The sequence below is a fragment of the Calothrix sp. CCY 0018 genome, assembly GCF_963920925.1.
In the GTDB taxonomy this organism is placed as follows: domain Bacteria; phylum Cyanobacteriota; class Cyanobacteriia; order Cyanobacteriales; family Nostocaceae; genus Rivularia.
In genome coordinates this window covers 21,626-28,244 of the sequence record NZ_CAWUDI010000076.1, presented here as the reverse complement: position 1 = coordinate 28,244, position 6,619 = coordinate 21,626, and the positions used below count along the sequence as shown (strand labels likewise).

Sequence of the window (6,619 nt, the reverse complement as noted above, 5' to 3'; positions counted from 1 at the left end):
TAGCGCTTCAGCGCATCTGAAATCCGGATGCGCTGAAGCGCTACTACGAACGAACTTTCCTTCAACTTTCAACTATCCCTTCTTATTCAACATATTCATCGCAATTTCCAAACTATATTTCATCCGATTAAAAGCTTCAGCTAAATTACCAATTTCATCGTTACGTTGGCTACCAAAGCTAGCATTCATATCGCCGACGCTAACTTGTTCGGCAACTGTAGCAATTTTTTTAATTCGCCCTAAGACGGTTCTTTTTAATAACTGATTCATAATTACAACTACTGCTGTAAAAATCATCGCTACAACTCCCATGACTATCAGAAAAAAGCGATTGGCATTGTCAAAAATCCTTTGGGCGGGAACATAAACAATTTGAGTAGCAACAATTTCGTTAAGTTTCCATCCGTAGCCATTTTCTGTGCCGTAAGTATTTATTTGACTTTTCGGTGCTTTATCTAAAGTCGTATGACAGCGAAGACAACTTTCATTTTTGATTGGAAAAGGTTTGGCTGTATAGTACAGTTTGCTTCCATTCATATCGCGAAAACCCGATATAGAAGTTGTTTCGGGTTCCCGACGAAATCTGTTGACAATATCAGCTTCAAAATCATCGGCTTTGTCTCGTAAATTTGTGGGATTTAATGTAGCATCTTTATAAAAGAAACTCGCAAAATCCGGACTTTTACGAAAATATTCAAAGGTTTCTCTAACTGCATAAGTTGGTATTGCTTCCGGAATAAATTCTTGTTGAGTATCTAGTTTTGGCAATAATAAAGGTTGTACTTGGTCATTTGTATAGGTTCTAATTGAATTATTCATTGCCATTAACGCACCTGCTTTAGAATCTATCTCGCTCTCAGCTTTGTTTTCTAATACATTTGCCAATGCAAATCCACTGATTAATATACCAATGATGAAAACAATTATTAAACTTAATGTTACTTTAGTTCCGATTTTCATGATTTTAACAGGGTGGTAATTGATAATTGGTAAACATCTTCAACCTTTGACCTCTTACCTATTATCTCTCTTTTTATTAATCATATTTATGGCAATTTCTAAACTGTATTTCATGCGGTTAAATGCTTCAGCTAAGTCTCCAATTTCATCTTTATTTTGTTTGCCAAAATCAGCATTCATATCACCAACGCTAACTTGCTCGGCAACTGATGCAATGTTTTTAATCCGCTGTAACACAGTTCTTTTTAATAGCAGATTTATCAGAATAATTACAACTGCAAAAACCATCACGACAATTCCGGTAATCAATATAAATGAGTCGCGGGCATTGTTAAGAATGTTTTCGGCGGGTACGTAAACTATTTGGGTTCCCAAAACTTCATTTAATTTCCATCCGAAGCCATTTTCTGTTCCATAGGTTGCTAATTGACTTTTTGGTGCTTTTTCTGGAGTACTATGACAGCGCAGACAACTTTCATTTGTTACCGAGAAAGGTTTAGCCGTATAGTAAAGTTTTGCTCCTGATATTGTCCGATAACCGGATAAAGTATTCTTATCTGGATTTTCACGAAATTTATTGACAATTTGAGTTTCAAATTGATCGGCTTTATCTCGTAAATTAGTCGGATCTAATGTGGCATCTTTATATAAAAAATTGGCATATTCTGGATCGTTACGAAAATATTCAAAGATTTCTCTGACAGAAAAAGCTGGGATTGATTCCGGAATAAATTTATCTTCAGTCTCAACTTTAGGTAGCAATAACGGCTGTACTCGTTCGTTTGTATAGTTTCTAATGGAATTATTCATTTCCATTAACGCGCTTGCTTTTGAATTTACCTCTCCTTGGGCTTTTGCATCTAATACGCTTGCGAGTGCAATTCCACTAATTAAAATACCAACTGTAAAAACAATTATCAAGTTTAAAGTTACTCTTGTTCCTATTTTCATGATGTTTTATCCTTTTGTTAGTTTGTTTTTATAAGATCGGGAGTATAAAGTGGGGAGTAGAAAGCAGAAATTATAATTAAATCACTGAATTTTATATTAGTAATAAAGCATAATTTAAGGAAAATTAATCTGTTTTAGGAAGATTTTTAGGAAAAATTTAACATTATTATTTTTTTTCAATTACATAAGTACAACTATTCATAATTTTTAATCATTCTGAAATAAAACTTTATTTAAGTACCTGCAATTTGTTAATATTGTTTACATAATGTAAGTATACTTTTAGGCATTATTTTTACCATAATATAAAAATGGCAACTAAATTATCTCGACGTGTATTTATTTCACAAATGCTGTTATCAATAGCAGCCTGTACTACAGAGGAAACCATATTAAATCAACGTTTAGTTATAGGTGTACTCAGTTATGGACAAGGAAAACAAACTGTAGAAAGATTAAGCGGTTTTCGTGAATATTTAAGTGAAAAGTTACAAACCATTATTGAATTAGAACCGGCTTTTAATGAGAGAATAGCAGTCGAACGCATGAAACGTAAATCTTGGTCGTTAGTTTTTTCTACTCCTGGTTTAGCTGCTATGAGTATTGCTAATTATCAATATTGGAGTATGTTCCCTTTAGAATTAGATCAAGCTTCTCGTTCTGTAATTGTTGTTAATCAAAGCAGTCCTTTGAATAAATTGCAAGATTTACGCAATAAAAAGCTTGCTTTAGGACAACAAGGTTCTGCAACCGGCTATTATTTCCCACTTTATAATCTGTATGGTTTGACATTAGCATCGATTCAATTTGCTTCTACAGCAAAAATATCTTTAGAATGGTTATCTAATGGTGAAGTTGATGCTGCTGCTCTTTCTTTAGAAGAGTTTAATTTTTATAAATCAAAACTCGATTCTTCACAGTTTCGGATTTTATTCACCGATTCTCATTCCGTACCTTCCGGTTCTCTTTTATGTAGTCCGCTTGTGGAAAAAAAACGTGCCGATTTGATTCGCAATCATTTAAAAAAAGCTCCTAATTCTTTGATTCAACAAGCAAACTATATTCCCAATGCATCACCTCCCGATTATAAATATATGATTAGTGTGGTTCAAAGAGTGAATGCTATTGCAAAAAATATTGACTCCAAACCCGTGCGTTTATTTAACTAGTACAAGTCGGCGTAAATAAGGCAACCATTAAAAATAGCTGAAAAGCCTAGAAAATCAAACTTCTTACTTCTTACTTCTTACTTCCGCGAAGCGGTACTAGTTTATTTACTAATTAAAGTTAATTTAATTGAAACGTAAAGGCTATCATATCACGCTTCCCTAAACCTAGTTTGACTCCAGGACCTAACTTATACCAAATACCCGGCAAGAGTGGATATTTATTAATATATGTACCGTTAGAACTTCCCAAATCTTGAATGTAGTAATTTTCTCCATCAAATTTGATTTGAGCGTGATTTCGAGAAACTACTTCCGAATGAGGTAAATCTGAAACGTTTATATTTTGCGTACTGCTGCTATCTTTGCCGATATTAATTAATGAAGGAACTTCGGGTAAATCGACAACTTTGTTAGTTAAAGTATGAATTAACTGAGGAACGGGTGCTTGTATATTTGTCGGTAAATCCGTCGGTGGAACAAATGTTTTTTGTGCTTGTAATTCGCTAACAATTGGTACGGGTTGTATTTGTTTGGGAGTTATGAGAATGTTGAAAATAAAGAATGCAATTACAGAATAAATAGCCGCACTGAAGAACACAAGTTTGATGCCACCCAAGGCGATCGCCACTCCTCCGAGTATGGGGCCAAGTGCTTGCCCTAACGATTGCACGCTGGCATTCACCGCCATAAATCCAGCCCGAGAATCTTGAGCTGATAACCCTGCTAATAATGCTTGAGATGATGGTAAAGCAAATGCTAATGCTACACCAAATAAAGCGCTAGGAATTAGCAGCATCCAAGGATTTGTCATGAAGGGAATCATGATTAATGCCACAGCACTGATAATAAAAGAAGTTTTAATTAAGGTGATTTCCGAAAATCTTTGAATTAACCACCCTAGTTGAGCAGCACTAATAGCAACCGCCAAAGACATTACGCATAAAATAACCCCATTCATAAACTGGGAATCACCATCAGGATCTGCAAAAATTGGTACGTAAGTTATGAAAGCTCCAAACTGAATCATAAAGATGGTACCCACGGCGAATAATAATCCCATCACGGAACGGTTATTAACGCTATTCCAAGTACCTTTGAGATAAACTTTTAAACTTTCCTTTTTCGCTGTCGGGGGTTTTGTAGGTAATTTTAAAACCATTATTACCAGCATAACCAAAGGAAAAGCCAAAACCGAAAGTAAAAATGGGTATGACCAATTCAGACTTCCTAAAGCTCCACCCACCAACGGATATATTGCCGAAGATATACCGATAACGGTAGCATTGATAGACATTGCCGTCCCCAACATTCTACCTTGGTAGAGCATGGCAATCATCGTTAGCGATAAAGCATCTAAAGGAGCCGCACCCAATCCTTGCAAAAATCGTAATCCGAGAACATTAGTAAAACTTCCTGCAAAAGCAATCGAAGCTCCCGCAACTGCGAACAATATTAAAGCCGGAATCAAAACTTTTCTAATGCCAATTCGGTCGGCTAATACCCCTAAAACGGGAGTTGCTAAACCAATGGGTAATACAAAGAGCGTCATCACCAGTTCAATATCCCTGGTAGAGACATCAAATACGGATGTCAAACTCGGTAATATTGGAGCAACCGTTTGCCCTCCCATAATAGATATCAGCGTTACACCAATAATGATGTAAAGATTTTTATCTTGAGCGATATTTGGTGTATTTTTCTGCTCTGCTTGAATTGATGCGTTCACATTTACCCTCCGTTGTTTTATTTACTCCTCATTTATTAAGTAGGAGTTGGGGGAATTAGTTTATGCAATATTGGGGGGATTGTTTTGTAGGTGTGTGAGCTTAATTGAATTTCTGCGCTTTTTGTTCATACCCCCATCCCTCACCCCGCCCTTACGGGCACCCCTCTCCAGGAGAAGGGGAGAGGGCACTCCGCATGAACACCAACACATTTTTTGCATGAATTTTTATCTTTTAAAAAGGTATAGAGTCAACACCCTAGCGTGTGACACCTTGAGCAATTTTGGACGTAGCGATAATGTTTATCGTGTCACGCACCAATGGATGTGTTGTAATTTTCGAGATTGGGAAAGGGAATATCTTGTTAAATAAGAATGTTCCGGTATCGGAATAGTTTTTTTGAAACGCAGAGGAGCGCGGAGGTAAACGCAAAGGAGCGCGGAGGGAAGAGGCGGAAGAGGAGGATGGGGAGACAAGGAGAAATTTAACTTATTAACTCCTAACTCCTAACTCCTAACTACTTCCTAATCCCACTCTAAATTCAGACTGGAATAACCACGATTGGTTAATATCGGCAAATGATGTAATTCTTGGTTGGGAGTAATTCGTAAGTTTGGCAATCTTTGAGATAGTACTTCCAAAGCAATTCTGACTTCTCTTCTAGCTAAATTGGAACCTGTACAGTGATGGGTTCCGTGACTAAATGCTAAATGATCGACGGGGGCATCTTTGAATCTTTCGATGTTGAAGCGATCGCCATTTTCATATTTTTCAGAGTCGCGATTTGCGGAGCCGTAAAGTACGAGCAAACGACTATCTTCGGGAATTGTTATTCCTGAAATTATCACTTCTTGAGTTGTAACCCGAATCATTGATTGGGCTGGTGTATCGTATCGGAGTACTTCTTCGACAGCTATGGGAATCAGTGATGGGTTTTCATGTAAGCTTTGCCATGCTCCAGGATTATCTAAGAGTAATTTCAATGCTTTACTAATTAAATTTGCACTGGTTTTATGTCCGGCTATAATCATTTCACACAACATTAAAACGATTTCCGGTGTTGTCAAGTCGCTGGTTAATAATTGACTAATTAAATCGTCACCGGGAGTCGAGCGTCGTTGTTCGATTAAACTTGCTATATAGTGCTGTAAGGAAACATAACTGTTAGCGCATTCTATTTGACGCTCCGGTGTTAATGATGATGAGAAGAACAGCGATATATCACTACCGGATTTTTTCACCTGTTCCATCTTTTCTAAAGGCACCCCATACATAGTTAAGATGACTTCGAGGGGTAATGGATGACCGAATTTTGATACAATTTCTACAGTGCCATCATTGATAAAATTATCTACTAATTTGTTGGCGATCGCATAAATTGAATCTTCTACTTTTGCTAAGTTATCTGATGCAAATACTTTCAGGAAAGGCGCACGCAAACGTCTGTGTTGCTCTCCATCGCTATTAATCAGAGATACAAAAGGAAAACCTTGTTGTAATACTTTTGCAGCTTCTTGAGTCATATCTCCAGCGGTTTGCAGACTTTTAGCCGAAGAGAATACTGTAGGATTTTTGAGAATATTTAAAACGTCTTCGTACCGTGTAATTACATAAGCATCTACCACCGAGCTATAGAAAACAGGTTCTTGTTTTCGAGCTTCTTTAAAAAATGGGTAAGGATTTTCTAATTGTGGTTCGTTGAAAGGTTGATATTCTTGTGCTGCATGAAACGGACAAGTACCAGCAGATTGTGTCTTATTTTGTTCAATCATGATTAAAGGTTAAAGGTTAAAGGTTAAAGGTGAAGAGTTAGGA

5 protein-coding genes are annotated in these 6,619 nt (G+C 36.7%); 1 reads left to right on the top strand and 4 read right to left on the bottom strand.

Annotation, left to right across the window (positions count from 1 at the left end; translation table 11 throughout):
- Positions 1-72 precede the first annotated feature (72 nt).
- Both ACM03V_RS32965 and ACM03V_RS32960 read right to left on the bottom strand, forming a co-directional pair.
- The gene (locus ACM03V_RS32965; RefSeq protein WP_414625034.1) at positions 73-960 is read right to left on the bottom strand and encodes a c-type heme family protein; all 888 of its coding nucleotides are present in this window, start codon (positions 958-960) and stop codon (positions 73-75) included.
- A gap of 54 nt (positions 961-1,014) precedes the next feature.
- On the bottom strand, positions 1,015-1,911 hold the full coding sequence (locus ACM03V_RS32960) for a c-type heme family protein (protein ID WP_414625033.1): 897 nt from the start codon (positions 1,909-1,911) through the stop codon (positions 1,015-1,017).
- Between the two features lie 311 nt (positions 1,912-2,222).
- Between ACM03V_RS32960 and ACM03V_RS32955 the strand changes: the two genes are divergently transcribed.
- A complete protein-coding gene (locus ACM03V_RS32955; RefSeq protein WP_414625032.1) occupies positions 2,223-3,080 on the top strand; it encodes a phosphate/phosphite/phosphonate ABC transporter substrate-binding protein in 858 nt (285 codons plus the stop codon).
- Between the two features lie 118 nt (positions 3,081-3,198).
- Here the strand turns inward: ACM03V_RS32955 and ACM03V_RS32950 are convergent, their stop codons facing one another.
- Together ACM03V_RS32950 and ACM03V_RS32945 are read right to left on the bottom strand one after the other, a co-directional pair.
- Positions 3,199-4,806 carry an MFS transporter gene (locus ACM03V_RS32950; protein ID WP_414625031.1) on the bottom strand — a complete coding sequence of 536 codons (1,608 nt, stop codon included), beginning with the start codon at positions 4,804-4,806 and terminating at the stop codon, positions 3,199-3,201.
- 522 nt (positions 4,807-5,328) lie between these two features.
- Positions 5,329-6,576: a cytochrome P450 gene (locus ACM03V_RS32945; protein WP_414625030.1), complete on the bottom strand. Its 1,248-nt coding sequence runs from the start codon at positions 6,574-6,576 to the stop codon at positions 5,329-5,331.
- Between the last annotated feature and the right edge of the window lie 43 nt (positions 6,577-6,619).

Coding starts and splice junctions, on each gene's coding strand:
- ACM03V_RS32965 (WP_414625034.1), bottom strand. CDS start 960: ATGAAAATCGGAACTAAAGTAACATTAAGTTTAATAATTGTTTTCATC.
- ACM03V_RS32960 (WP_414625033.1), bottom strand. CDS start 1,911: ATGAAAATAGGAACAAGAGTAACTTTAAACTTGATAATTGTTTTTACA.
- ACM03V_RS32955 (WP_414625032.1), top strand. CDS start 2,223: ATGGCAACTAAATTATCTCGACGTGTATTTATTTCACAAATGCTGTTA.
- ACM03V_RS32945 (WP_414625030.1), bottom strand. CDS start 6,576: ATGATTGAACAAAATAAGACACAATCTGCTGGTACTTGTCCGTTTCAT.